The 26,144-nt window shown below is 32.0% G+C and carries 23 protein-coding genes; 14 read left to right on the top strand and 9 right to left on the bottom strand.

From position 1 onward, the window contains the following. Positions 1-5 precede the first annotated feature (5 nt). The 6 genes from BW939_RS06160 (at position 6) to BW939_RS06135 (ending at position 4,267) form a co-directional block, all read left to right on the top strand. Positions 6-842: a phytoene/squalene synthase family protein gene (locus BW939_RS06160; RefSeq protein ID WP_076450896.1), complete on the top strand. Its 837-nt coding sequence runs from the start codon at positions 6-8 to the stop codon at positions 840-842. A 9-nt stretch (positions 843-851) separates the two neighbouring features. Then, positions 852-1,313 carry an SRPBCC family protein gene (locus BW939_RS06155; protein ID WP_076450894.1) on the top strand — a complete coding sequence of 154 codons (462 nt, stop codon included), beginning with the start codon at positions 852-854 and terminating at the stop codon, positions 1,311-1,313. Then, entirely contained in the window at positions 1,310-1,771 is a 462-nt protein-coding gene (locus BW939_RS06150) for a sterol desaturase family protein (protein WP_076450893.1), read from the top strand. The genes BW939_RS06155 and BW939_RS06150 overlap by 4 nt, the downstream gene beginning before the upstream one ends. After that, on the top strand, positions 1,768-2,475 hold the full coding sequence (locus BW939_RS06145; RefSeq protein WP_076450891.1) for a lycopene cyclase domain-containing protein: 708 nt from the start codon (positions 1,768-1,770) through the stop codon (positions 2,473-2,475). Before BW939_RS06150 ends, BW939_RS06145 begins: the two co-directional genes overlap by 4 nt. Further along, positions 2,447-3,736 carry a cryptochrome/photolyase family protein gene (locus BW939_RS06140; RefSeq protein WP_076450889.1) on the top strand — a complete coding sequence of 430 codons (1,290 nt, stop codon included), beginning with the start codon at positions 2,447-2,449 and terminating at the stop codon, positions 3,734-3,736. The genes BW939_RS06145 and BW939_RS06140 overlap by 29 nt, the downstream gene beginning before the upstream one ends. Before the next feature lie 114 nt (positions 3,737-3,850). Further along, the gene (locus tag BW939_RS06135) at positions 3,851-4,267 is read left to right on the top strand and encodes a hypothetical protein (RefSeq protein ID WP_076450887.1); all 417 of its coding nucleotides are present in this window, start codon (positions 3,851-3,853) and stop codon (positions 4,265-4,267) included. 53 nt (positions 4,268-4,320) lie between these two features. Here the strand turns inward: BW939_RS06135 and BW939_RS06130 are convergent, their stop codons facing one another. The 4 genes from BW939_RS06130 to BW939_RS06115 all read right to left on the bottom strand — a co-directional run bounded on the left by BW939_RS06130 (position 4,321) and on the right by BW939_RS06115 (position 11,104). Further along, positions 4,321-5,010: a DUF421 domain-containing protein gene (locus BW939_RS06130; RefSeq protein WP_076450885.1), complete on the bottom strand. Its 690-nt coding sequence runs from the start codon at positions 5,008-5,010 to the stop codon at positions 4,321-4,323. 41 nt (positions 5,011-5,051) lie between these two features. Continuing rightward, positions 5,052-5,909, bottom strand: coding sequence for a helix-turn-helix domain-containing protein (locus BW939_RS06125; RefSeq protein WP_076450883.1), 858 nt, complete (start codon positions 5,907-5,909; stop codon positions 5,052-5,054). Between the two features lie 125 nt (positions 5,910-6,034). Beyond that, on the bottom strand, positions 6,035-7,528 hold the full coding sequence (locus BW939_RS06120; RefSeq protein WP_228417142.1) for a hypothetical protein: 1,494 nt from the start codon (positions 7,526-7,528) through the stop codon (positions 6,035-6,037). Between the two features lie 87 nt (positions 7,529-7,615). Then, positions 7,616-11,104 carry a glycosyltransferase family 117 protein gene (locus BW939_RS06115; protein ID WP_076450880.1) on the bottom strand — a complete coding sequence of 1,163 codons (3,489 nt, stop codon included), beginning with the start codon at positions 11,102-11,104 and terminating at the stop codon, positions 7,616-7,618. Positions 11,105-11,329: 225 nt separating this feature from the next. On the opposite strand from BW939_RS06115, the gene BW939_RS06110 reads away from it, so the two are divergent. From BW939_RS06110 to BW939_RS06090, 5 genes are all read left to right on the top strand, one after another. After that, the gene (locus BW939_RS06110; protein ID WP_076450878.1) at positions 11,330-12,367 is read left to right on the top strand and encodes a PLP-dependent cysteine synthase family protein; all 1,038 of its coding nucleotides are present in this window, start codon (positions 11,330-11,332) and stop codon (positions 12,365-12,367) included. Between the two features lie 105 nt (positions 12,368-12,472). Continuing rightward, positions 12,473-13,735 (top strand): aminotransferase class I/II-fold pyridoxal phosphate-dependent enzyme, encoded by a 1,263-nt coding sequence (locus BW939_RS06105; RefSeq protein ID WP_076450876.1) that lies wholly within the window; start codon positions 12,473-12,475, stop codon positions 13,733-13,735. Positions 13,736-14,180: 445 nt separating this feature from the next. Next, a complete protein-coding gene (locus tag BW939_RS06100) occupies positions 14,181-14,645 on the top strand; it encodes a glucosaminidase domain-containing protein (protein ID WP_076451384.1) in 465 nt (154 codons plus the stop codon). Between the two features lie 130 nt (positions 14,646-14,775). After that, the gene (locus BW939_RS06095; RefSeq protein WP_076450874.1) at positions 14,776-16,122 is read left to right on the top strand and encodes an SGNH/GDSL hydrolase family protein; all 1,347 of its coding nucleotides are present in this window, start codon (positions 14,776-14,778) and stop codon (positions 16,120-16,122) included. Next, positions 16,119-17,780, top strand: coding sequence for an MBOAT family O-acyltransferase (locus BW939_RS06090; protein WP_076450872.1), 1,662 nt, complete (start codon positions 16,119-16,121; stop codon positions 17,778-17,780). The genes BW939_RS06095 and BW939_RS06090 overlap by 4 nt, the downstream gene beginning before the upstream one ends. 19 nt (positions 17,781-17,799) lie before the next feature. On the opposite strand, the gene BW939_RS06085 is transcribed toward BW939_RS06090, so the two are convergent. Next, complete coding sequence (locus BW939_RS06085; RefSeq protein WP_076450871.1) at positions 17,800-19,119, bottom strand: GDSL-type esterase/lipase family protein; 1,320 nt, start codon at positions 19,117-19,119, stop codon at positions 17,800-17,802. 94 nt (positions 19,120-19,213) lie between these two features. Between BW939_RS06085 and BW939_RS06080 the strand changes: the two genes are divergently transcribed. Next, on the top strand, positions 19,214-21,400 hold the full coding sequence (locus tag BW939_RS06080; protein ID WP_076451382.1) for a B12-binding domain-containing radical SAM protein: 2,187 nt from the start codon (positions 19,214-19,216) through the stop codon (positions 21,398-21,400). A 207-nt stretch (positions 21,401-21,607) separates the two neighbouring features. On the opposite strand, the gene BW939_RS06075 is transcribed toward BW939_RS06080, so the two are convergent. The 3 genes from BW939_RS06075 to atpD form a co-directional block, all read right to left on the bottom strand. Continuing rightward, the gene (locus BW939_RS06075) at positions 21,608-22,438 is read right to left on the bottom strand and encodes a hypothetical protein (protein WP_076450869.1); all 831 of its coding nucleotides are present in this window, start codon (positions 22,436-22,438) and stop codon (positions 21,608-21,610) included. A gap of 86 nt (positions 22,439-22,524) precedes the next feature. Continuing rightward, entirely contained in the window at positions 22,525-22,806 is a 282-nt protein-coding gene (locus BW939_RS06070; protein ID WP_076450868.1) for a FoF1 ATP synthase subunit delta/epsilon, read from the bottom strand. A gap of 83 nt (positions 22,807-22,889) precedes the next feature. Then, positions 22,890-24,398 (bottom strand): F0F1 ATP synthase subunit beta, encoded by a 1,509-nt coding sequence (gene atpD / locus BW939_RS06065; protein ID WP_076450866.1) that lies wholly within the window; start codon positions 24,396-24,398, stop codon positions 22,890-22,892. A 217-nt stretch (positions 24,399-24,615) separates the two neighbouring features. Here atpD and BW939_RS06060 point away from each other — a divergent pair, with 217 nt between their 5' ends. Then, positions 24,616-25,536 carry a bifunctional riboflavin kinase/FAD synthetase gene (locus BW939_RS06060; RefSeq protein WP_076450864.1) on the top strand — a complete coding sequence of 307 codons (921 nt, stop codon included), beginning with the start codon at positions 24,616-24,618 and terminating at the stop codon, positions 25,534-25,536. Here BW939_RS06060 and BW939_RS06055 read toward each other — a convergent pair. Continuing rightward, positions 25,533-25,826, bottom strand: coding sequence for a hypothetical protein (locus BW939_RS06055; RefSeq protein WP_123891579.1), 294 nt, complete (start codon positions 25,824-25,826; stop codon positions 25,533-25,535). The genes BW939_RS06060 and BW939_RS06055 overlap by 4 nt on opposite strands. 187 nt (positions 25,827-26,013) lie before the next feature. Between BW939_RS06055 and BW939_RS06050 the strand changes: the two genes are divergently transcribed. Further along, a partial coding sequence (locus BW939_RS06050) for a transposase (RefSeq protein WP_143753986.1) occupies positions 26,014-26,144 on the top strand: 131 nt, incomplete at its 3' end.

Below are 26,144 nucleotides of genomic sequence, written 5' to 3'. Positions count from 1 at the left end.
TAACTATGAAACAAAAGTATGATGATCTTTCCTTTCAGATCAGTAAACAAACCACACAGAAATACAGCACAAGTTTTTCTCTAGGAATTTTGGCACTTTCTCCTAAAATAAGAGACGCTATTTACGCTATTTACGGCTATGTAAGACTTGCAGACGAAATAGTTGATAGTTTCCATGGGTATGATAAAGACGTTTTGCTCAGCAGATTCAGAATTCAGACTGAGGAAGCTTTGGCAGAAAAAATTTCACTTAATCCTATTTTACAATCATTTCAGCAGACGGTTTTTAAATATAACATTGATAAAAACTTAATTTCACAGTTTTTGAAAAGCATGGAAATGGATCTTTATAAAATTGATTATAATTCTGATCTTTATAAAGAATATATTCTAGGATCTGCAGAAGTAGTTGGATTGATGTGTCTTCATGTTTTTGTGAATGGAGATAAAGAAGTTTTTGAAAAGCTAAAACCTTTCGCTATGAAGCTTGGTTCTGCATTCCAAAAAGTAAATTTTTTAAGAGATTTAAATGATGATTTTGAAGTTTTGGGAAGAACTTATTTTCCTGGTGTAAATATCCTCAACTTTGATGCCAAGGAAAAAAGCCAAATTGAAAAAGACATTAGCGAAGAGTTTAAATGCGCATTAGAAGGCATCAGAATGTTACCAAAATCCTCTAAATTTGGGGTTTACCTTGCCTACAGATATTATATTTCTTTATTTAATAAAATAAAAAAAACTCCTGCAAAAGTAATCTTAAAGAAAAGAATAAGAATCTCAAACAGCAGAAAATTTTCTCTAATGATGAGCAGCTATGTACAGTATAAAATTGCTCTTATTTAATCTTAAACTATGATACATACTCTACAACGCACACAGCAACTACATTGTGATCTTTCAACGGCTTGGAAGTTCTTTTCGTCAGCAAAAAATCTTACTGAGATTACTCCTAATGATATGAAATTTGTTGTATTAACGGATCTTAAAGATGAAGAAATCTATAAAGGAATGCTCATAGATTATTATGTTTCGCCATTATTTGGTCTAAAACTAAGATGGCAAACAGAAATTACGCAGGTAGAAAAAGAAAAAAGCTTTACAGATTTTCAGAAAAAAGGCCCATTCAAACTTTGGAACCATCATCATGAATTTGTAGAAAATGAAAATGGTGTTTTAATGACAGATACTGTAAATTATGAACTTCCGTTGGGGATTTTGGGAGAGCTTGCACACAAAATTTTAGTTAAAAATAAACTTGAAAATATTTTCAACTATCGTAACTCTATTTTGGAATCTAAATTTAATAAAAAATGAATTTTCTGATTGTTATTACCACTTTTTTTATCATGGAAGGCATGACCTGGTGCATTCACAAATATGTAATGCACGGATTCATGTGGTTTTTGCATAGAGACCATCATGACCATTCTAACGAAGGACATATAGAATGTAACGATTATTTTTTTCTCATTTTTGCTGTCCCTACCATCGTTTTGATGTATTTTGGAACCATCAATGGTTTCAACGAATATTTTTACATTGCATTGGGAATTTCAATTTACGGAATGGCCTACTTTTTTGTTCATGATATCTTTATTCATCAGCGTTTCAAGATTTTACGAAATACACAAAATCCTTATCTCCTTTCTATCAGAAGAGCACACAAACAACATCACAAACATACCGGAAAAGAATATGGAGAATGTTTCGGATTTCTTTGGGTTCCTATAAAATATTTTAAAATGTATTTTAAAAAAGATAAAAATTTATGATGCAGTTTACCTATTTGCTAATCAATTTATTTACAGTAATCATCTGTTTTGCTTTTTCATTTCATCCTAAGATTAAATTCAACAGGTATTTCAGATCATTTATTGCAGCATCACTTTTTGTGGCATTATTTTTCATAGTTTGGGACATGATTTTCACTGCAGAAAAAGTTTGGTGGTTTGATCATCAATATACCATTGGTATGCTTGTTTACAACCTTCCAATTGAAGAAATTCTATTCTTTATATGCATCCCGTTTTCTTGTGTTTTTACTTATTTTTGCCTTGATAAGTTTTTCGATTTTCAATGGATTAAAAAGTTTGAAAATTATCTCTTATACAGTCTTGTTTTAATATTCACAGGATTTGCAGTTTATTACAATCAACAATTGTATACATTTACCGCATTTACAACGTGTGCATTGAGTATTATAGTTCTAAAAAGTATTCTGAAAGCCGATTGGCTAGGAAAAGCTTTAGTAATTTATATTTTACTCAGCCCCGGATTTTTATTGGTTAATGGATTGCTAACAGGAACTGGGCTTCCCTCTCCTGTTGTGAATTACAATCCGGATGAATTTATGGGTTTCAGAATTCTAACCATTCCTGTTGAAGATTTTTTTTACGGTTTTGAAATGATTTTATGGAATCTTTTCTTCTTTTTAAAATTTAAAAAATATGAGCAAAATAAATATATTTTGGTTTAGGCGAGATCTTCGTTTAGATGATAATACTGCGCTTACCCAAGCTTTAAAACAAAAAGAAAACGTACTTTCTATTTTTATTTTTGATAAAGAAATTCTCTCTAAACTCACTGATAAAAAAGACAAAAGAGTAGATTATTTTCATCAAGCATTAGAATCAATTGATGATGATTTGAAAAAACATGGAAGCTCATTAAAAACCTACTTCGAAAAACCAATTGATGCATTCAAACAAATAATTGAAGAATTTGATGTGGAAGCTGTTTTTTATAACAGAGATTATGAGCCAAATACAATAAAACGAGATGATGAAATAAAAAATTTTTTAGAAAAAAACAATATAGAAGTTTTTAATTTCAAAGACCAAGTTATATTTGAAAATGATGAAATTGTAAAAAATGATGGTTTACCTTACACCGTTTATACGCCCTACTCTAAAAAATGGAAAGAAGCTTTTAAATTAGAAAAAATTAAAGACGAAAAAAATAACTATTCCAATTTATATAAAAATAACACTTATCAGGTTTTAAGTTTAAAAGAAATAGGATTTGAAAAAACGGAAATAGAATTTAAAAATCCAGAACTTTCAAAAGAATTAATAGAAAACTACAATAAAACCAGAGATTTCCCAGCATTAGATGCAACAACACGTCTTGGCGTAGCCCTTCGTTTCGGAACTATTTCTGTAAGAAAATGTGTGCAATTTGCCTCAGAATATAATGAAACCTGGCTCAATGAGTTGATTTGGAGAGAGTTTTTCACGCAAATCCTTTATCATTATCCAAAAGTTGTAAACCGTAGTTTTAAGGAAAAATATGAGAATATTGAATGGAGAAATAACGAAAAAGATTTTAAAATTTGGTGCGAAGGAAAAACAGGATATCCTCTTGTGGACGCAGGAATACGAGAACTTAACGAAACAGGTTTCATGCACAACAGGGTAAGAATGGTAGTAGCAAGTTTTCTTACAAAACACCTTTTGATAGATTGGCGATGGGGTGAAGCTTATTTTGCAGAAAAATTGTTAGACTACGACTTATCCTCTAACAACGGAAACTGGCAATGGGCGGCAGGTTGCGGTTGTGATGCCGCACCTTACTTCAGAATCTTCAATCCAGAAGAGCAACAGAAAAAATTTGATAAAGAATACAAGTACATCAATAAATGGCTGCCGAAAAACGAAAACAATCCTCCAATAGTTGAGCACAAGTTTGCTAGACTAAGAGCTTTGGAAGTTTATAAAAAAGCAGTGAAAGACTTGTAAAAATTTTAAATGAAATTAAAAGGTCATTAAATTTTCAATTGATACCACACAATTAGTATTTGGGGCATATAATTTGTAAGATCTTTTACATACACCATTAATACTAGAATTATTATGAATATTACTGATCTAAAAATTAAAAATCTGGTAGAATATGAAAATCATATTTATACTGTAAAAGAAATTTTGCAACCTACGGAAAATCAATATCAAGTAAAAATAGAGAATGATACTGAAATGTTTACGGTTTCTGCAGAAGCCATAAAGCCTATATTAATAGATGAAGATTGGCTACAGAAGTTAGGATTCTCAAAAACATACAGTTCTGAACAAAGAATACGTTATGAAAGACCCGAACATTTCATGAAATACGATTTTGATTTAAATACTAAAAAGATTGTAGAAGGTCTTAAAATATATGGTAACTCTGTAAAATGCAAGTACATACACGAAGTACAAAATATTTTTTCTAGTCTTCTTGGGAAATCTATTTTCTCTGGACTAAAAAAAGAAACTCGAGCAATTTCATAAAGTAAATACGATCAGAAATACATCTAAATCTGCAATTTTTTTTGCAGATTTTTTTATGAAATTCTTTGTACATTGCTAGATTTTACCCAATAATGTCTGCTACAATTTTTACAAGAATTTTCTGAATGCTGATTTTTAAATTCGGTAAACCCACAAAATGTGCAGGAGTAATGACAATTTTCATTAAAAAATGGCGTTGCTTTATCTAAAGAATTTAAAATAACAGGAAGACCATATTTCACATCTTTATCTTCATAATAAAAAATACTAATTTCCCCAGAAGTTTCCTCGATTGCAGATTCTATTTGGCCAAGATGAGAAACACTTTTCAAACGTAGTTCAGCAAAAAATTCATCACTTCCAAGATTTTCTTTTTTAAAATTTTCAATAGAAAAAATTCCATCTTGAATAAGCAAAACGGGTTTTCCCTCCAGAAGAATTTCAATTTTTTTTGATTTTCCTATAAGATATATTATTAATGAATAAAAAAATATAATGACAGAAAAAACAATAATAGAAGACAAAAGACCCACCTCACGATAAAACATGGGATCTCCTGCTGCAGAGCCTAAACCAATAATAACAACCAATTCGAAAATAGAAAGTTGCTTCACCCCTCGTTTGCCCAAAATTCTTATACCAATAATTATGGTAAAAAACATTACGGCAGTACGAAAGATGACCTGAAACAGAAAATCCCAGCTTTCGGTTCCCATCCAAAGTTCTTTCCAATTGATTTGCATAATTTAAATAAAATAGGGTAGAAAAACGCTTGCTAAAATAATTAATTATAGGTTACCTCACGCATTTCACTCGGTATTCTCCCGGTATGTTTTTTTAGAAAATTGGTAAAGTTTCCTTCATCGTTAAAACCAAGATTGTAAGAAATTTCTGAAATAGTTTGCGATGAAAACTTTAAAGCATTTTCAGACTCTTTGATGATTTTTTCTATGATAATTTGTTTTGCTTTTTTACCAGAAACGTACTCTGTCATTTCGGTAAGCTTTCTTGCAGGAATCCTGAGTTCGTCTGCGTAATAAGAAACTTTCTTATGCTCTTTGAAATCTCTCTGCAATAGTACTCTGAAACGATTGACAAGAGATACAAATTCAAATTTTTCATCATCTATAGTTATATCTTGTTCTACAGACAGAAACGCATGCAAAAGAAGAGACTCTATAAAATTGTGTGCTGCAGAAACATAAAGACCTTCAGATCTCATTTTAAAGTCTTCTACTCTTTTTGCTAAAGCAGGTTTTTCCATGAAACAGTTTTCACAAATAGGGACGATAAAAAAATTGGCTTTGTGATTGAAAAACAATTTTGAATTAATAAAGAAACTATCTTGAGGTGTTTTTTCGTAAAAACATGATCTAAAAACAATACACAAAGATTTTTCTGTAACATCACCCAGAAGATGAAATGTTTTACCTGGCCCCACGTAGACTACAGATTTGGGTTTTACAACAGCTTCTCCCACATCCGTTTTTAGGGTAAATTCATCGGCAGAAATAATGATGGCAAAATACTGATGATTTGTAAATAATCTGGAGTTTTTGTTGATTTCAATTACCTCTGTAAGAGGCTTTAAGTAAAATCCAACTTTTTTTATTTCTGAATCTGATTCGCCTGTCTGGGTCATTATGCAAAATAAATTTAAAGAAAGTAAATTTAGCAATAAAAACCTGATTAACAAAAGATTTACTGCATACTTTTTAAATTATTTTTAAAAAGTTCTCATCAAATTTCAGAAAAAAATATCTAAACTTATTTATCAATCTTTTCATACAAATTGTAATCAGTTCCCGACGGTTTTAATCGATAAATTTTCTCAAGAATTTTGTTATCACTTTTAAGATGATCTTTTATTCTGAATTCTTTAATTAATTTATAATTTTGATGATAGAATTGCTGGTTTTTATCTTCGAAAAGGTTTTTGTAAGAAAGAAGATATTTGGGTTTTCTATTTTTAACGGTGTTTATCCAATAATTTTCTTTGTTTTTAACAATTTCATTCTGAATATTTTTATCTACCAATCCTACTTCATCAATTGTTTTTAAGCCTGAAAAATAAGGAACATATCCTGCAGGCTCTAGGAAGATCCATTGTTTTTTATCTTTTTCGTAAATATTTAAATAAATACCTATATTCCTGCGGTAATTCCATTCACCATTTCCTGTGGCAATAGAATGTACTGCCTGAAATACCAGCATTGGAATGATATAGAATACGACAAACAAACTGAGCCAAAGTTTTCTTTTTTCTTTAATTTCCAAAACAAAAATAAGAACCGGAACAAATAAAAGTATCTGCGGAACCCAATAATACCAATCAAAAAGACTTTTTTGAGAAAGAAAAATGATTTGCTTTGTCCAGCCAAATAGAAAAATAATCCATAAGAAATAATTTCTCTTTTGTTTTTGTCTTATTAAATAGATAAAACAGAGCAACTCAAAAATAGCAATAAGAATCGTAAACGGATTAAAATCCGCAGGAAGCTTTATCATTCCCCAGAAATTGCCATAATTCAAATTAAAATACTCCCAGTTTTGTTTTAGATTAAATTGTCCGTCGTATCTTAATTTTTTAGCAACAATTGTATTATTTACCACCTCGCCGAAATAAAACCAATTGAATGAAAGCGAAACGATAAGTGCGAAAATTCCACCAAAAATATAATTCCAGCGTATTTTTTTTGTCCATACTAAATCTACTAAAAATGTAATTCCAAGAAAAATGACAGTATCAATTCTAGTGAACATGATAAAGGCGGGAATTATAAGCAAAGCCCATTTTTTCTCTTTTTTAAAACCATAATATAGCAAAGCCATTTCCAGGAAAAAGAGGATTCCATACTCCATTCCTAGAATTGAAATTTTTATGGAAGGAGGCAATAACCCGAAAAGAACAATAAAAATCGCTTTATGTTTATTATTTTTAAATAAAAGATGAGACAAAAAAACAGTTCCTATAGTAAAAAGTACAGAATTGAAAATTAATAAAGGCTCTATAAAATTTTCTTTGCCAAAAATAAAATTAAAAATATAAGATACGAAAACGTAAAGATGTGTGGTAGACGCAGAAATCTTGGTTTCTCCATTGAATCCTATCACGCCATAGTCTAAAAGATTTTGGGCAACTCTCCAAGTGATGAAAGCATCTTCCTGAATGTGATGCGTGAGGAGGAAAAATATTTTTACAATGAGAGCAATAAAAAATGCATAAATGGGAAGTTTTTTGTTTCCAGATTTGGTCATCATAGATTTGTTTCTGCAAATATAAACCTATTCTCTGTGATTTTCAAGACAAAAAAAGCGGAACCGAAGTTCCGCTTTTCAATAGATTGCTTATCTAGCCATCTTAAATAGTGCTTTGTTTATTTCCTCTTCCTTTTTCCTTGCGTAATTAGAATCTATAGGCTCTATCACATCAATAAGGTAAGAATAATAAGATGTTACTTTTTGGGCATTTTTTTCTACCTCTTCTTTTGCTTTCTCTTTGCTCATCGATTGAAGATTATTGATGAATATATTGAATTTCTTGTCAATAGGTGCAATAGATTTTACAAGGTAATCGTAGGCTTTCTGCTTCTGCCCCAATTTTCTGTAAGCATCGGTAACAGCAGTTACAACTAAGGAATATTCAGCAGGTTTTGATTTCATTTGTCTGCCGATATTTCTTTGGTCTTCTGGCTTTAGTTTCAAATAGAAATCATATTCTTCAAAAATTCCTTTTTTTAGAACTTCAGCAATCTCTAAGCCTTTTTTCTCTTGTCCCGCCATGATGTAACCGTACGCCATAGAACTTAGAGATCTAGGATCATTGTATTTGCTTGCCGGAATTTCTTTTGAGGCTAAATCTAAAATTTCAGTTGCTCTTTTCTTATCTCCTTTTAATGCCAAAGCAGCCGCTGCTCTACTTGCAGAACCTCTGTAGCTAATGATATTTGAAGTTGCAGTTTCATCAAAATGAACATTTAAATTTTTGAAATTACCCCATTTGAAATTTTTCACAATATTGTAAAGCGAATTACCATCTACTCTCCCTAGTTCACCATCAGTACTTCTTGGTGTGTGGATAGGAACCAGTCTATAGCTGAAACCGTCAAACTGAAGATATTCATCAAGAAAGAAAATATTTTCGCTTTCATAAACACCGCCAGATGAGAAATTTATTGGTCTTTTCCAATCGAAATTGGCAAGTATATCAAACATCATCAAATTACTCTTGTATAAAGTATTTGCCTGATAATCTACGGTAATATGATCTACAACATTAGGTAAATCAGCAGCCGTAATAGTTCCAGACTTCACTGCATTGGCTTTATTTACAGGAATTACAAATTTATTAACAGGTAGGAAATTGTATTTTTCATATTTATCTCCACCAAATATTTCTTTTAGAACCTCGTCTTTTTCAGGAGACTGTATTTTGATGAAATCTACGGCTTCTTTAATTGTCATTGAATCTTTAACCAAATAATTTTGGAAAGCTCTTACCACACTTTCTGCGGTACCTTTTGCCTGAAGGTTATCAAAAACATTTTTCCAATCGCCAGGCTTCATAATATAAACTTGATCATTTACACCGTCTCTGTAATCTTCATGCGTCAATTCACTAGGAATAGGCATTGCATTGTACGTTCTTCTTTTTACTTGATCTATATTCCAAGGTGTGGAAAGAAGTGTGAAGTTAACTACTTTCACATCATCTCTGAATCTTTCAGTTTCTTGCATCGCCCAAACCGGATAGGTATCATTATCTCCATAAACAAATAAAATATCGTTTTTCGGTAAAGATTTTAAAACAGAATGAGAATAATCGTATGCAGTATATCTATTGCTTCTATCATGAGTATTGTAATTTTGGAAACCCATCATCAACGGAACCCCAAGCAAAACAATACCGAAACCGATGTTGGCAATATTAGACTTTACTTTAGATTGCAAATACCATAAAATTGCGGCGGCACCAAGACCTATCCAAATAGCAAAAGCATAAAAGGAACCTACTGTTGCATAATCTCTTTCTCGAGGTTCGTAAGGTTTCATTCCGGTGTAGAATACAATCCCGATACTCGTTAAAATAAATAATGACAATAAGGCATAAAATCTTCCGAAATCTCTGTTGAGTTGGAAATAACATCCCAAAAACCCTAATAAAAGTGGAAGGAAAAAGAAAGTTACTGTACTTTCATTTCTGAATTTTGCCGGCATCGAATTCTGATCTCCGTACAGATAATTATCAATGACAGGAATTCCGGAAATCCAGTTTCCTCGTGTTATTTCTTGGCTTCCTTCTAGATCATTTTGTCTACCTACAAAGTTCCAAAAAAGGTATCTTACAAAATAATAACCATTTTGGAAGGTAATGAAATAATGCATGTTATCAGCAAAAGATGGTCTCTGAACTTTAATCAAATTATAAGGTCTTACTTTTAAATAATCCGAAACTGAAATGTCTTTTTCATCAAATTTAGCTTGTAGTTCGCTGAAGATTTGCTGAGCTTCAGGGCTATCTGCAATATCTGGATTATCAAAATTAAATTCGAATTTCGGTGCACCATACATTGACATATAATTAGCCATTACCGCTTTGTCTTCATTAAACATTCTCGGCATTAGACTTACGTGATCTTTATTAAATACATAATTAAATCTTTCACCTGTTTTTCTGTATGAATTTGTTTTTTCGTCCTTCTCGTAAATGTCGCCTGTTTTATTGGTTTTAAAACTGCCGTCCTCATTTTTTTCAATACCGTTGGCATCCAAGAAAGCAGTATAGTTTTGTCCGTAAATAGTAGGCCAGTCACCATATTGTTCTCTGTTGTAATAATCAAGCATTCCAATTGCTGTATCCGGATCGTTCAGGTTCATTGGTGGGTTCGCATTCGCTCGGATAGGAATTACCATCCAGCAAGAAAATCCGATAATCATAAATACCGCAGAAAGTGCAGCTGTTTGATAAATCTTCTTCTTAGCTTTTCGAGCATATTTAATGATAAAATAAGAAATTGCCACCATCACAATAAATCCTGCTATCGTACCAGAGTGGAAAGGAAGACTTAATCCATTAACCATAAATATCTCTAATCTTCCAAACATTGTCATGATTAAAGGAAAGATAAATTTAAATACAATGGCTAAAATTAATAACGTAACAACATTTGCAATTAAAAAATTTTTCCAAGTAAACTCGTAATTTCTAGTATAATAAACAAGGCATACAGCAGGAATTGCCAGCATACACATCATGTGAACACCTACAGAAAGACCAACAATAAAAAATATTAAAACAATCCAACGATCAGAATCTGCTGCAAGGTATTCGTTTTCCCACTTGGTAATCAGCCAAACCAATAACGCAATAAACATTGAAGCCATAGAATACACTTCTCCTTCTACCGCAGAAAACCAGAATGTATCTGAAAATGTAAAGCACAAAGAGCCAATGACTCCAGCAAAAAGAATTGCAATTTCTTGATGTCTTGTAACTTCATCAAAATCTTTATTAAGCAGTCTTCTTACAAAATGAGTAATGGTCCAAAAAAGGAAAAGAATAGTAAAAGCACTAAAAAGAGCTGACATTGCATTAATCACGAGAGAATAATTTTCTCCATTGCCTAAAGCAAAAATTCCTGCAACTGCACCTACAATCTGAAAGAGTGCGGCACCGGGAGCATGGGTTACTTCAAGTTTTACAGCAGAAGAAATATACTCTCCACAGTCCCAAAAGCTGAAATTGGGTTCTATGGTAGAGAGATAAGTAATAAATGCAATGGCGAAAATTACCCATCCGAGAACGGTATTCCATTGCCTGAAAGTCCAGTTTTTCATAATTTAAAATCAATCTTGCGAAAATAAGATATTTAGATCATTTTATATTGATTTTAACACACTTTAAAAGAAAACAGCATCTATTTTTAGATCAAAACAATAATATTTGAACTGCCTATTCATCATTTTAACAATACATTTAATGGATAGTAAAACAAATTTCAAAAAATTATTTTTTTTTTTGTATTTTTGCACTCAGATTTTTATTGAAAAATTTAACAAATAATGAGTAATGTTTACGATAATATTCTTGGCCTTATAGGAAATACTCCTATGGTGAAGCTTAATACTGTTACAAAAGATATCGCAGCAACCGTATATGCCAAGTTAGAATCATATAATCCTGGACATTCAACCAAAGATAGAATTGCACTTCATATAATAGAAAACGCAGAGAAAAAAGGTTTTTTGAACAGTGAATCTGTAGTGGTAGAAACCACTTCCGGAAATACCGGATTTTCAATTGCTATGGTGTGTATTATAAAAGGATACAAATGCATTCTTGCAGTAAGTGATAAGACCAAACCCGAGAAAATTGCTTACCTGAAATCTCTGGGAGCACAGGTTTATATATGCCCGGCTAATGTACCGGCAAATGATCCAAGATCATACTATGAAGTCGCAAAAAGAATTGCAGCAGAAACTCCAAATTCTGTATACATCAATCAGTATTTCAATGAGTTGAATATTGATGCGCATTATCAAAGTACAGGGCCTGAAATCTGGGAACAGACACAAGGTAAAATTACGCATCTTTTTGCATGCACAGGAACTGGAGGAACATTATCGGGGTCTGCAAAGTATTTAAAGGAAAAAAATCCTGACATCAAAATTATTGGTGTAGATGCTGACGGCTCTATTCTTAAAAGCTTCCACGAGACAGGAGAAATTCATAAAGAAGAGGTACACCCTTATCAGATTGAAGGCATGGGAAAAAATTTAATTCCTTCTGCACTTTTATTTGATAAAATTGATGAGTTTGTAAGGGTAAACGACGAAATGTCTGCCTACAGAACTAGAGAAATCGCCTTGAAAGAAGCCATTATGGGAGGTTACACCACAGGAGCGGTTACTCAAGGATTAATTCAGTATGCCAATGCTCATCAACTTACAGAAAATGATCTTGTTGTTTTGATTTATCCAGACCATGGTTCTAGATACATCACAAAAGTGTACAGTGATAAATGGATGGAAGAACAAGGATTCATCAACAATTGCTTTCATAATTATGAACAAGTTTTCAAAACAGAAATCATAAAATAAAAAATAAAATAAAAGCCTTTTGAAAAAAAACGAAAGGCTTTTTTCGTTCTATATAATTTAACTAAATTTGTTTGTTAAAATTTACAATTAAACCCTTTATTAAAAATGGTAGATATATTTGAAAGAATAAAACAAAATCCAGGACCATTGGGCCAGTTTGCAGATTACGCAGAAGGATATTTTGTTTTCCCAAAATTGGAAGGACCTATTGGCCCAAGAATGAAATTTCAAGGTAAAGAAGTAATTTTCTGGAGTGCCAACGACTATTTGGGATTGTGCAACCATCCTGAAGTGTTGGAAGCAGATGCAAAAGCTGCCGCAGAATTCGGAATGTTTTACCCAATGGGGGCTAGAGCAATGTCTGGAGAAACACAACAGCACCAGCAGTTGGAAAAAGAATTGGCAGAATTCACTCAAAAAGAAGCTTCCTATCTTTTAAATTTCGGTTATCAAGGAATGGTTTCTTGTATTGATGCCTTGGTGACAAGACATGACGTTATCGTTTATGATGCAGATTCTCATGCTTGTATCGTTGATGGAGTTCGTCTTCACATGGGAAAAAGTTTCACTTTCAGACATAATGATATTGAGAGTTTAGAGAAAAACCTGGCAAGAGCAACTAAAGTAGCTGAAGAAAACGGTGGCGGAATTTTAGTAATCACAGAAGGTGTTTTCGGAATGCGAGGAATGCAGGGGAAACTTAAAGAAATTTGTGATTTGAAGTCTAAATTCAATTTCAGACTTTTAGTTGATGATGCACATGGTTTCGGAACTTTGGGTAAAACGGGAGCCGGAGCTGGAGAAGAGCAAGGTTGCCAAGATCAGATTGATGTTTATTTCTCAACTTTCGCAAAATCTATGGCTGGTTTCGGAGCATTTCTTTCCGGAGACCAAAAAATTATTCAGTTCCTGAAATACAATCTTCGTTCTCAAATCTTTGCTAAATCTTTGACAATGCCAATGGTAATTGGTGGTTTAAAGAGATTAGAATTACTGAGAACACGCCCAGAAATCAAAGATAAATTATGGGAAAACGTAAATAAGCTTCAAAACGGATTAAAAGAAAGAGGCTTCAACCTTGGTAACACAGATACTTGTGTGACGCCTGTTTTCATAAAAGGAACAACAATTGAAGCAACACTTTTGGCAAAAGATTTAAGAGAAAATTATGGCGTATTTACTTCGGTTGTAGTATATCCTGTAATTCCAAAAGGAATGATATTGTTGAGATTAATCCCTACAGCCTCCCATACAGATTCTGAAATTAACGAAACTTTAGCTGCTTTCGATGGCATCAAAGAAAAATTAAATTCTGGTGTATATGCAGAAATGGAAAAACAAATGAATATTGAGTACAAACAAATGTAATATTAATCTTCATTGAATATATAAAACAGTTGGAATTTTTCCAGCTGTTTTTTTTGTAAATAAAAATTGAGATAAAGAAGCATAATTTATTTAAAATCAATACCTTTTCTAAAAACATCTATACTAAATTTAATTTTTTTTTAAAAAAAAGCAAAAAATTTGAAACTAAAAATTCAAAACTTTAAAACACCCAAAAACAATAAAAAAAACGAATATCGATTAAAAAAAATATCTATTCCGCAATAATTAGTTTAATTTTTATCATTTTAAAAACAAATAAGCAAATAAAAATTAAATATTTTAAACAATTAACAAAACAAAATTTTTAACAATTTTTAACAATAAAACGCTCTCAGAGGCTGTTTGTGCGTTATATTCTGTTAAAAATTAGGCACTTAGTTTAGATAGGGGTAAATTTGCAACCATGATTTCAAAACATACAATTATGGAACACAATCTAAAGTACTTAAGAATTGTAATTTTGAGTTTAGTTTTTAGCTTAGTTTCTTTACAAGTAAATGCACAGAAACAAAGCTACATACAAACAAACAAAACTCTGGCAGAAAAATTATCAACTAAGTACGGCATACCAAGTTCTGTTATATTAGCCATTGCTTTTGTAGAAACAGGAGGCGGAACAAGCAGAAATTCTAAAAGTTTAAATAATCATTTCGGGATTGTAGGAAAAAACAACATCGGTTCAAAATACAAACAATTTGAATCTAAAGAAGAAAGCTATGAAGCATTCTGCAAACTAGTGGTAAAGAAAAACTACTACAGCGCTCTAAAAGGTACAGAAGACTTTGGAAAATGGGTAAAAGCCATGGCAAGCGCCGGCTACTCTACACAGCCTAGTGAATGGATGAAAAGAATAAACAGTATCATCCAAAAATATCAACTCAAGGACTAAAATCCCAGAAGAGAGGAAAGAAAAAAAAGACAAAAAAAGCTTCAAAAATATTTGAAGCTTTTTTTTATTTCATCTTGTATGGAATATATAAACTGATTAAATTAGCACTCTAAATTTTCCCTGAAATTTTATGTTTGAAAATAAGAATTGGCGGGTGGTATCTCTGATTACCATTTGTTTCGGTATATACTTTATCCTATCGGTGCTTAGCTTTGCTTCGGGTTTCTCTTGGAAACCTTTTCACAAAGTAAATCTAATATCTGATGTTTTTAAAAAAGAGAAAAAAGAAGATAAAAATCTTAATGAACTTCGCAAAGCTAATACCAATAATCAAAATTTAGCAACAGATTTTGAGCTGTATAGAAAACCAGATCTTATCACCCGTTTTTATAAAGATGAAAATATAAATGCACTTCCCTATTTCTCTGAAAAATTGCAGCAGATAAAATCAACAGGAAAAGGAAAACTCAGAATTGCGTATTTTGGAGATAGTATGATTGAAGGAGATTTACTGACACAGACTTTACGCCAACTTCTTCAAAAAGAATTCGGTGGATATGGAGTTGGTTTTCTTCCTATCCAAACAAACGTGGGAAGTTTCAGAACAACAGCTTCTATTGACGGTACTGGGTGGAAAACCGTTAATTTTATGGATAAAGGAGCAAAAAACATGTATGTTTCTGGTTTCAGCTTTAGTGGTTTGGGAAATACAAAATTTACCGACAAATCTGTGGCAACAATTCCTTCATTAAAAAAATATGTACTATACGGAAATGCTGATGGAGCAAGTATTAATTCAAATGGAACAATTGTCTCACTCCCAGGAAATCTTGCGGTAAATTCTCAACTGCTTTCTTCAGACAACACAGCCACGATAAATATTAAAAGCAATTCTGCTAATCTCCCTTTATATGGGATAAGTTTTGAATCTGAAAACGGAATTATTCTAGACAATTTTTCTTTCAGAGGCATCACCGGAATAGAATTTAAAAAAATTGATGAAGACTTTTTAAGAGCTGTTCAAAATGCCAATCATTATGATCTTATCGTAATGCAATATGGTGTAAACCTACTCTGGAAACCAGATACTACAGATTTTTCTTTCTACACGCAAAATATGAATCCTGTTTTGGAAAAATTCAATAAAGCTTTTCCGAAAACCGATATTATGTTGGTAAGCAGTGCAGACAGAGCTTTTATGTACAACGGAACTTACGAAACAGCAATAGGACTGCCAAACGTGTTAGAATCTCAGGCGAAACTAGCATTCAATCATAATTTAGCATTTTTCAACCTTTTTGAAACGATGGGAGGCAAAAATTCTATCGTAAGCTGGGCATCACAAAATCCACCATTAGCAAATAAAGATTACATACATCCTAATGCCCGTGGCACAGATGTTTTGGCACAAAAAATTTATCAGGCACTCATGAAAGATTACAAAAAATACAAACCAACTACCCCATCAGCAAAATGAAACAGTTAGAAAACTTTTTTTCTTCATTTGACTGGAATGCTTTTCTAAACCAGTTTCTATACGATCCGAAAAATCCTTTACTCTTCAATAATGGGTTTTTTGTGTATTTTTTCACACTTTTTATTTTGCTTTTTTTCTTGCTGAAAAATCATCATACTGCGAGAAGATATGTTTTTACCTTCTTTTCCTTGTATTTTTTTTACAAAGCGAGTGGCTGGTTTGTTGGTTTGGTGATAGTTTCAGCAATGATAAATTTTGCTTTATCTAATCTTATTTACAGATCAAAAGAAAAATCTGGGAAAATTTCTCTCTTGATTCTAAGCATTATAATTAACCTTGCAATTTTATTTTATTACAAATACACCAATTTTTTCATTACGGTATCTAATGAAATTTTCACTACAGAATTTAATCCACTACACATTATTCTTCCCATTGGAATTTCATTTTTTACGTTTGAAAACTTGAGTTACACTATCGATGTTTATCGCGGAGATTTTAAACCTGCAAAAAAGTTTACAGACTATCTACTTTTCCTTTCGTTTTTTCCAAAATTAATGATGGGACCGATTGTAAGAGCGCACGATTTTGTTCCGCAAATCAATAAGCCATATATTATTTCTGAAAGAGATTTTTCTATGGGATTTTATTTAATTGTTTCGGGTTTAATAAAAAAACTGGTCATTTCAGATTATATCACACTCAACCTAGTTAATTATATCTTTGATACTCCCTCACTTCACACAGGACTAGAAAATTTATTTGCAGTATACGGTTATGCGATGGTCATTTATTGTGATTTCAGTGGTTATAGCGATATTGCAATAGGAATTGCACTTTGGCTTGGTTTCAAAATTCCTGCGAATTTTTTCTCGCCTTACCAGAGCAAAAACATCACAGAATTCTGGAGAAGATGGCATATTTCTCTATCATCTTGGCTGAAAGATTATCTTTATATTCCGCTTGGTGGGAACAAAAAATTCTCGGTAGGATCGTTTATTTTTGTAACATTATTTCTTGTAGGAGCTTTTTTAATGTCAGTCAATTTATTTAAATTAAATTACATCTATGCTTCATTAGTTTCTGTAGTTTTACTTTTAATTTTCTTGCTTCCGGCAATTATTACCAAAAACTCAAAAGGCATTGCAGCAAACTTTAATCTTTTAACAACAATGCTTTTAGGTGGTTTTTGGCACGGTGCAAGTTGGAATTTTATTATTTGGGGAGCCATTCACGGCGTAGGTTTGGGAATTCACAAAATTTGGATGTTACTCACAGGTAAAACTTTTGCAAGTTTTAATAATTCAATAGTTTATAGAGTTATAATGGGAATTTTCACCTTTCACTTTGTATGTTTCGGTTGGATATTTTTCCGGGCAGAAAACTATGATGCTGCCATCACGATGATTAATCAAATCATTTATAATTTTGATGCAGAAGTATTTTTACCGTTCTATGATAACTATAAAAAAGTAATTTGGATGATTGTTTTTGCAATGATTATTCATTTTATACCTGATGACTGGGCGGAGAAAGCAGTTGTTAAAATAAAAACTGTTCCACTTGGAGTTTACATCATTGTATTTTTCGGCTTCCTAATTCTATACGGTTATTTTAAATCTGCAGAACAGGTTTTACCAATTTACCTCCAGTTTTAAAAAATAAAAAAACTGCAGATTAATTTTCTGCAGTTTTTTGTAATGCTTTCCAAATCACTTCAGCTTGTTTTTCATAACCTGGTTTTAGATAGTGAACACCGTCGCCACTCGCCTCTTTTTGCGATTGTGCTTTTTTGAAAGAACCTTTTCCACCACTTGCTTCAAAGAGATTAAAAAAAGCAGTGTTATTTTGTATCGCACTTTCTTCAATCCAACCAATTACTTCAATAGTACGATTTTCCTTTGGCGAATTATCCGGCGGACTAATTAGTAAAATCGGTAAAGCAGGATTTTCATTTCTAAATTTTGAAATCATATCAGCAACATTTTTTTGAAATTCTTCTTTTTCTACTTTCCCAAAAGCTTCATTTGTACCTAATGCAATGATAAGAACATCAGACTTCATTTTTGAAAGTTGCTCAAGCTGAAGTGGAAATTTTAGAAAATCGTTGTACGTTGCACCATTTACTCCAACAGTATTGAAAACAACACCTTTATTTACATTTTTTAGAAACTGAAAACCATAAAATATATTTCCGTTTGGGTTATTTGTTTTCAATAAAAATATATTTTGAGGAATTTTAAAATCAACCTCTTTTTTAGAGTTTGAAAATTTAAAAACGCCTATTTGATCAATATTTTGTTCAAAATCAGGATTATAAATTAAAAAATTTCTTTCAATTTTATAAACAAAACCTTCTTTTGGGTTTAAAATTTTATCACCATTCAGCGCACGTAGTTTTGTGGTAGTTGTATTATATTTAGACACAATTTCATGAAAAGTCTGCTCGGCAATAGCTGTATGATTCAGTTTTTCTGTTTTTTTCTGAATAAAATCTTTCAAAGATTGCTTTTCAGTATACAAATAAAAATCTCCTCCACTCATTTTAGAGTCATTGTAAATCACAACTTTATCAAAGCTATCATCTGGATTTTTAAAAGCAATTTCTAGAAAAGAATTTTCTTTATTTCCAATCACAAAACCCGAAGCCCCAATTTGAGGGAAAATCTTTTGTTCATGTACAAGTCTGAATGTTTCCCAAGGTTGATTACTTACCGAAACAAAATCTTCAGCACCATTGGTATTGGCAATCTGATAAGGAAAAACGAGCCCACGGCCAGCATTTCCGTATTTATTTTGAAATTTCTTGCGAAGATAACCTGTTAGATGATCTGCCTGAATGTGAGAATCTCCAATAAAAAGAATATGATTCACTTCATTTTTATTCAATTTTTCGAAGAACGGTTTCAAAACAATTTCATTTTCAATATTTTGTGCTTTTACATTCAAGGAAAATGCAAAAAAAACGGCTGGTAAAATCGTAAGAGAAAGTTTCATAGTGTGAATTTAAAAATTTTTATTTAAAATTTATTCTGTATAAATGAAATATGTTGTTTTCATTTTAAAACGTAAATTTGTAAAAATTTTTTTCTTGAAAGATCTTCTTCTTATTACTCCGCCTTTTACGCAACTCAATACTCCTTATCCTGCTACAGCTTATATCAAAGGTTTTTTGAATACTAAAAACATTTCGAGCTACCAGATAGATTTGGGGATTGAGGTCATTTTGGAATTATTTTCAAAAAAAGGCTTGTCAAAAATTTTTAATCAAAAAATTGAAATTCAATCTATTACAGAAAATTCTCAAAGAATTTATTCTTTACAAAATGAATATATAAAAACCATTAATCAAGTCATTTCTTTTTTACAAGGCAAAAATCCTACTTTGGCAAGACAAATCTGCTCAATGAATTTTTTACCGGAAGCATCCAGATTCAATCAGTTAGATGACATAGAATTTGCGTTTGGTAATATGGGATTACAAGACAAAGCTAAACACCTGTCTACATTATACTTAGAAGATTTATCTGATTATATAGTTGAAGCAGTAGATTCTGATTTTGGCTTCAGCAGATATGCCGAAAGATTAGGAAAAAGTGCCAATACTTTTGATGAATTGTATCTTAAAATAGGATCAGATCAAACATTTATTGACGAAATAAGTTTAGAAGTTTTAGATGAAAAATTAAAATTTGTTCAGCCAAAAATGGTCTGTTTTTCGGTGCCGTTTCCGGGAAATCTATATTCAGCCTTTCGTTGTGCAAAATGGATTAAAGAAAAATATCCTCATATAAAAACTGCGATGGGCGGCGGTTTTCCGAATACCGAACTGCGGGAACTAAAAGACAAAAGGGTTTTTGAATTTTTTGATTTCATTACTTTGGATGATGGTGAATTACCTCTGGAATTGCTTTGCGAAAATTTGAAAAATTCTGAAAATTTAGAATTTAAAAGAACTTTTTTACTTGAAAACCAAGAAGTTGTCTATAAAAACAATTCTAAAAGACACGATTATAAACAAGCAGATATTGGAACCCCAGATTATACTGATTTACAATTAGATCAATATATTTCAGTGATTGAAATTGCCAATCCGATGCATAGTTTATGGAGCGATGGCAGATGGAATAAGCTTACGATGGCCCATGGTTGCTATTGGGGAAAATGTACTTTCTGTGATATTTCGTTAGATTACATAAAAATATACGAACCCATTTCCGCGAAAATTCTGGTCGACAGAATGGAAGAATTGATTGCACAAACTGGAGAAACAGGATTTCATTTTGTGGACGAAGCTGCTCCTCCAGCATTAATGCGAGAAGTTGCTCTGGAAATTTTAAGAAGAAACCTTGTCGTAACTTGGTGGACAAATATTCGTTTCGAAAAAAGTTTCACTCGGGATTTATGTTTTTTACTGAAACTTTCCGGCTGTGTTGCCGTCTCCGGCGGTCTTGAAGTGGCAAGTGATAGATTATTAAAATTAATAGACAAAGGAATTTCTGTAGAGCAAGTAGCCAAAGTGACAAGAAATTTTACCGAAGCTGGAATAATGATTCATGCTTATCTGATGTATGGTTACCCTACACAAACTATTCAAGAAACAATTGATTCTTTGGAAATGGTTCGCCAACTTTTCGAAATGGGAATTCTTCAAAGTGCTTTTTGGCATCAGTTTGCAATGACTGCACATTCTCCGGTAGGCCTAAATCCTGAGGTGTTTGAAGTCACACCAAACAAAAAAGAAATCTTCTTTGCCAATAATGATATAGATTTTACAGACAAAACAGGAATTGATCATGGTAAATTCAGTTTTGGTCTGAAGAAATCTCTTTTCAATTATATGCATAATATCAATTTTGAAATTCCACTTCAGGATTGGTTTGATTTTAAAATTCCGAAAACAACAATTCATCCCAATTATATTCATGATTGCTTGTTGGAGGAAGAGGATTTTAAATTTAAACCCAATTCAAAAATTATATTTTTATCAAAAAATGTAATCGCTGAGAATCGTTTAAAAAAGAAAAAACAAAACGAATATCCGTATATCAAAATTACAATACATCTAAAAACAAATATTGTAAGTGTTGATTTGGAGCCTGGTCACGCAGAATGGCTGATGGAAGCAATGCAGGAAAATTCTACAGAACAATCTCAAAAGATTACGCTTCAACATCTTAAAAATCAATTTGAAAATCGCTTCGAAAATTTTGAAATGTTTTGGTTCTCAAAACCACTGCAACAGTTGAAAGAAAATGGGGTGATCTTGAGCTTATAATTAAGGATTTTAAAATTATAGGGATATTTTATAGAAAGAAAATCTAGTATTTAAGATATACAATGACAAAATAAACGAGAGTAAAATGTATAAAAAATATTCTGAAAATAAGTTTTCAGAATATTTTGTGTTTAATCTGAAACCATTTCGTATTGATTTAGAAAACTGGCCAAAGTGCATTAAAATTTAGTTTTTAATTTTGATAATTTATGTTTTATCTTTTTCAATTCCATCTCTCACCACTTCTCCTACACTTACTTTTTCTTGTATTTTAATAAAATTTGGATCCATTATAGCCATTCTTTCGGCAATAGCTTTATAAGTGGGGAACTTTAAAATGGATGCTCTACCCGACATTTCTCTATACAAAGTAAAAGTTTTACCAGCTGCACTTTTAATTTGCTTTGTTGTGGTAATGTATCTACCGATGTATTTACTTTTTGCGTCATAAATTTCAATATCAATAAATGTTTTATCTGAAACCGTATCCTCAGATCCGAAACTCACTGGCAAATTAGTAAAATAACCAACTGGTTTTCCGTTACTTAATATTTCGCCAACATTATTTACAGTAATGTTTAATCTGTCTACTTTAGATTTTATAGTGTATGCTTCTTTTGTTCGATTATCAAATTTTCGTTTTGGGGAATTTGTAAATATAGCATCAAGATTTCTTATATTTATTCCTCTGTTGTCGATAACTTTTAATTCTTTAATACAAGTAAAAACCGCAGATTTTTCTTCACCCGAAAACGCTGAAGGAGAAACATAATCCATTTCAAGTGTTTTTTCTTGATTGTAAATACGTTTGATTTTTATATAGCTATCTCGTACAGAATCTGTTATACTTTTATCAACAAATTCTATGGTGTACATGGGAGTTTCTTTCAAATCCATAAAAGTGTACACTCCAGATTTTTCTGAAATTTTTGCTACATGAATTCCGTCAATACTTACAATTCCTCTTTTAGTTTTAATAATCTGAGCATTAAAAAAACTGCTGCAGACCGAAAATAAGATTAGAAAAAATATTCTCATGAAAACATAATATGATTGGGTTGAATAAAAAAAAAGTGTAACAAAGTTACACTTTCCTTGAAAATATATTTAGCTTTTCAAATTAATTATTCGCAAAGAATGATTCCTTTGTTATGATTAAACTCTACAACACCGCTTTTGATGGGGAAAGAAAAAATTGAATCTTTATCATTTTCTTTGGTAAGGTTTTTGGCAAAAGCTTCATCCACAGATTGTGTAAAAAGTTTCACTTTACCACCAACAAGTGAAGAAACGATTCCTGCGTGATTTTTCATAATATGAAATTCACCATTTTTTCCAGGAAGCAAAACTGAATTTACTTCTCCTTCAAAGACTACGTGTTCAGGTGTTAAAATTTTTATATTCATCTTTTATGAATTATAGATTATAGATTTTAAATTTTAAATGATATTTTAGAATCTAAAATCTAAAATTTAACATTTAAAATTTCTTAAGCGTTATCAGCTAACATTTTTTCTCCTGCTTCAATTGCCTCTTCGATAGTTCCTTTCAAGTTGAAAGCAGCTTCTGGTAAATGATCTAGCTCACCATCCATAATCATAGTAAATCCTTTGATTGTATCTTTGATGTCTACTAAAGATCCTTTAAGACCTGTAAACTGTTCTGCAACGTGGAAAGGCTGAGACAAGAATCTCTGAACTTTTCTAGCTCTGTAAACTACAGATTTATCTTCTTCTGAAAGTTCTTCCATACCAAGAATTGCGATGATATCCTGAAGAGCTTTGTATCTCTGAAGAATTTCTTTTACTCTCTGAGCACAGTTATAATGTTCTTCACCGATGATTTCCGGAGCCAAGATTCTTGATGTTGACGCCAATGGATCTACTGCAGGGTAAATACCTAATGAAGCAATCTTTCGATCTAGTACAGTTGTTGCATCTAAGTGAGCAAACGTTGTAGCAGGAGCCGGATCCGTTAAATCATCCGCTGGTACATAAACCGCTTGTACTGAAGTAATTGAACCATTTTTAGTTGAAGTAATTCTTTCCTGCATCGCACCCATTTCAGATGCCAATGTCGGTTGGTAACCTACCGCTGATGGCATACGACCCAAAAGTGCAGATACCTCAGAACCAGCTTGTGTAAAACGGAAGATATTGTCTACGAAGAACAATACGTCTCTACCTTGCCCAGTTTCTCCACCGTCTCTGTAATACTCAGCTAATGTAAGACCAGAAAGTGCTACTCTAGCTCTTGCTCCTGGTGGCTCATTCATTTGTCCGAAAACGAAAGCAGCTTTAGATTCTTTCATCACCTCAAGGTCAACTTTAGAAAGATCCCAACCACCGTTTTCCATAGAGTGCATGAAGTCATCACCGTATTTAATAATACCAGATTCAAGCATCTCTCTCAAAAGGTCATTTCCTTCTCTCGTTCTTTCACCTACACCGGCAAAAACAGAAAGACCACCGTGTCCTTTTGCAATATTGTTAATCAACTCCTGAATCAATACTGTTTTACCTACACCAGCACCACCGAACAACCCAATTTTACCTCCTTTTGCGTAAGGCTCTACTAAGTCGATTACTTTAATACCTGTAAATAAAACTTCTGCAGAAGTTGAAAGTTGATCAAATTTCGGAGCTGGTCTGTGAATTGGAAGACCACCTTCTTTAGAAATATTTTGAAGCCCGTCGATAGCATCCCCAACAACGTTGAATAGTCTTCCGTTTACTGCATCACCAATAGGCATCATGATAGGATTACCATATCCTATAACTTCTTGCCCTCTTTGAAGACCGTCTGTAGCATCCATTGCAATACATCTCACTGTATCTTCACCAATGTGCTGCTCAACTTCTAATACTACTTTTTCACCGTTTACTTTTATAATTTCTAATGCATCGTAAATGCTTGGTACTGATTCTACGTTTGAAAATACAACGTCGATTACCGGACCAATGATTTGAGAAATTTTACCTACTATTTGGTTTGCCATTGCTAAATTTTTTCTTGGTGCAAATATAATGATTCTTCATAAACACACAATTGCTAAAAAAAAGATTTTTATCATACTTTTTTTAAACAATGTGTCAATATAAAAATTTAGCAATTTACCAATAAATGACTATAGAAATTACATCATTTTACTGTTACACGATTCCATTGGTAAATTGTTACATTATGTTTATATTTGCAGTCAAAAATTTTTCCGGTTGAAAGTTTTCAAAAATTTTAGCGATTATCTGTCTCAAAAGCCTTTGGCATTGTCATTAGGAATGTTTGACGGGGTGCATTTGGGGCATAAAAGTATAATTGATGAGCTCACAAAAATTGGCTCTAAAAAAAACCTTGATACCGCAATTCTTACCTTTTGGCCACATCCAAGGTTTGTTTTTAATCCTCAGGAAGACTTAAAACTACTCAATACTTTAGATGAAAAAAAAGTTCTGATAGAAAAATACGGGATTGCTAATCTTTTTCTAAAAGAATTTGACGACGAATTCAGAAATCTTACCGGAGAAGAGTTTGTAAGACAAATTTTGGTTGAAAAGCTCAATGTAAAATACCTCATCGTTGGCTATGACCACGTTTTTGGTAAAAATAAGAGTGGAAATTTTGAATTATTGCAAAAGCTTTCAAAAGAACTCGATTTTGAGGTCGAACAAATGGAAGCCATTAACATTCATGAAAATAACATCAGCTCTACCAAAGTTCGGACAGCTTTACTAAACGGGAATATTCTTGATGCTAATGAAATGCTGGGCTATTCCTACTCTGTTTCAGGTACGGTGGCTCATGGTAAAAAATTGGGAAGAACGATCGGTTATCCTACAGCCAATATTGAACCAGAATCTATTAAACTTTTACCTAAAAAAGGAGCGTACATTGTAGAAGTTTTCATAAAAAACCATCAATACAAAGGAATGCTGAGTGTGGGAACCAACCCAACCGTGAACGGTGAAAAATTAACCGTTGAAGTCTATATTCTAGATTTTAATGACGATATTTACGATGAAAATATCACTGTGAAATTCAGAGATTTTCTTCATGAGGAAATTAAATTTGAAGGAATTGAAAAGTTGGTTGAGAGATTGGATGAGGATAGGAGGTTGACGGAGGAGTTTGAGTTTTAAAAATTCTTATTAATTCCAAAAACAATATGCAGAGGAATCAATCTCTGATTATATAAACTTTCACTTATATTATTGATTGAATATCTTTGAATACTGTTTGAATTCAGCAGATTATTTCCTTGAACAAAAATATTAAAATCATATTTTTTTGAAATATAATTAATTTTTATATCCCAAAACTGTGTGGTTTTTTGATTGGTATTTCCAAATTTATAGTATTCAAGATAAGATTCTATTCTAAATTGGGTATTAACTGTAAAATACAGATTAGCAAATCCCTTTTGGTCCATATAATTATTTGAATTTACTTCAGAACTAATTTTATTAAATATCCAATCATATCCAAATTCGTAATTAACAAATTTTGTCCATCCCGACTTCATCTCAAATCCTGCTTTCCAATTCGTAAAATTCGTTTTTTGGATATACTAATTTAACGTCCAGTTAAAGTTAAGCATAAAACCTTAATTTTAAGATATGAAACAAGAACGAAAAATCTATGATCCTGCTTTTAAAACCCAAGCAGTTCAATTGAGCAGAGAGAGAAATAATATATCAGAATTAGCCAGAGAACTCGGTATTAAAGTGACTTTGCTATACAAATGGCG

Origin of the sequence: Chryseobacterium piscicola (assembly GCF_900156685.1) — a bacterium.
In the GTDB taxonomy this organism is placed as follows: domain Bacteria; phylum Bacteroidota; class Bacteroidia; order Flavobacteriales; family Weeksellaceae; genus Chryseobacterium; species Chryseobacterium piscicola.
Note: the sequence above shows the minus strand (reverse complement) of the source record. Positions and strands in the feature narration are given on the sequence as shown.